Source organism: Falsiroseomonas sp. RANM36, assembly GCF_056682175.1.
The window spans coordinates 155,819-156,172 of the sequence record NZ_JBWXTD010000005.1 but is presented as its reverse complement, the minus strand read 5'-3'; the positions used below and the strand labels follow the sequence as shown (position 1 = coordinate 156,172).

At 82.8% G+C, this 354-nt stretch carries 1 pseudogene; it reads right to left on the bottom strand.

Features of this window, described 5'->3' with window-relative positions:
• Positions 1–354, bottom strand: a pseudogene (locus AC1MIR_RS18665) (hypothetical protein); the annotation flags it as partial.

Here is a 354-nt window from a genome sequence, read left to right as displayed (position 1 = left end):
GGGGGCGCCGCCCGCCGCCCGGCGGCCCGGCCCGCCCGGGGGGGGGGGCCGCGCCCGCGGGGCCCACGGCGCGCCCGGCATGCACCGCGGCCCAGGTGCCGGCCGGCAGCGCGATCGTCACGGCGATCAGCGTGCCGGCCAGGATCAGCTCCAGCGTGCGCGGCAGGCGCAGCAGGATCTCGTCCGCCACCGGATATTCGTCCACCAGCGAGGTGCCGAGATCCCCGCGCGAGAGGCGCGCGAGGAACTCGCCGTACTGCACCATCAGCGGCCGGTCGAGGCCGCCGCCCGCCCGCCCCCCGCCGCCCGCGCCCGCGGACGGCGCCCCCCCACCGCCGGGGCGCACGCCCGGCC